We start from the raw sequence: 281 nt of genomic DNA on the forward strand, positions 1-281 counted from the left end.
CGCTGTCGGATCAACCGGCTCTCCCACATCGACCGGGGCACCGGGGAGCCGCTGCGCCGCTACGAGCACCCCCACCCCGGCTCGCTGATCCACGTCGACGTCACCAAGTTCGCCAACATCCCCGACGGCGGGGGCTGGCGCTACCTGGGACGACAGCAAGGCCGCCGCAACCAGGCGGCCACCGCGCGGCGCACCGGTCAACGAGGCAAGTACTACCGCCCGGCCATCGGGACCGCCTACGTCCACACCGTGATCGACGACCACTCACGCACCGCCTACGC

The 281-nt window shown here is 71.2% G+C and carries 1 pseudogene; it reads left to right on the forward strand.

The annotated features are described in order from the left end of the window. Positions 1–281: pseudogene (locus tag FVA95_RS34385) on the forward strand (DDE-type integrase/transposase/recombinase); the annotation flags it as partial.

Origin of the sequence: Pseudonocardia sp. EV170527-09, from assembly GCF_008369905.1 — a bacterium.
Lineage (GTDB): Bacteria > Actinomycetota > Actinomycetes > Mycobacteriales > Pseudonocardiaceae > Pseudonocardia.